Here is a 708-nt window from a genome sequence, read left to right as displayed (position 1 = left end):
GTGCGGCGGACGACTTCGGAGGCGGTGCGGCCGTCGCGGATGGCGACGGTGCGGTCGACGGCGGTGGCCACGGCCTGGTCGTGGGTGACGACGACGATGGTCGTGCCGAGTTCCTTGTTCGCCGTGCGGAAGGAGTTGAAGACCTGTTCGCCGGTGGCGGAGTCCAGTTGCCCGGTGGGTTCGTCGGCGAGTACCAGGGAGGGGTGGTTGGCCAGGGCGACGGCGATCGCGGTGCGCTGCTGTTCGCCGCCGGACATCTGCTGGGGCCGGCGGTCGGCGCAGTAGCCGACGCCCATCAGGTCCAGCAGTTCGGTGGCGCGGTCGGTGCGCGCTTTGCGGCCCTTGACGCGGCCGGACAGCCGCATGGGCAGGACGACGTTTTGCAGGGCGGTCAGGTAGGGCAGCAGGTTGCGTGAGGTCTGCTGCCAGACAAAGCCGACGACCTCGCGCTGGTAGCGCAGGCGGTCGCCGGCGTCGAGGGCGAGCAGGTCGAAGCCGGCGACCGAGGCGGCGCCCGCGGTGGGGGTGTCCAGCCCGGCCAGGATGTTCAGCAGGGTGGACTTGCCGCTGCCCGAGGCGCCGACCAGGGCCATCAGTTCGCCCTGCTGCACCAGCAGGTCCAGTCCCTGCAGGGCCTGGACCTCCACGCCCTGGGCGGTGAAGATCCGCACCAGCCGGTCGCAGACGATCAGCGCGTCATGCCCGTAG

The 708-nt window shown here is 71.2% G+C and carries 1 protein-coding gene; it reads right to left on the bottom strand.

What is annotated here, in order from left to right; all coding sequences use genetic code 11:
- Positions 1-708 (bottom strand): ABC transporter ATP-binding protein (locus tag PV350_RS46875; RefSeq protein WP_500339340.1); only part of this gene is annotated, 708 nt, incomplete at both ends.

Origin of the sequence: Streptomyces sp. PA03-6a (assembly GCF_033792765.1) — a bacterium.
In the GTDB taxonomy this organism is placed as follows: Bacteria; Actinomycetota; Actinomycetes; order Streptomycetales; family Streptomycetaceae; genus Actinacidiphila.
This window is presented reverse-complemented; position numbering and strand designations above follow the sequence as displayed.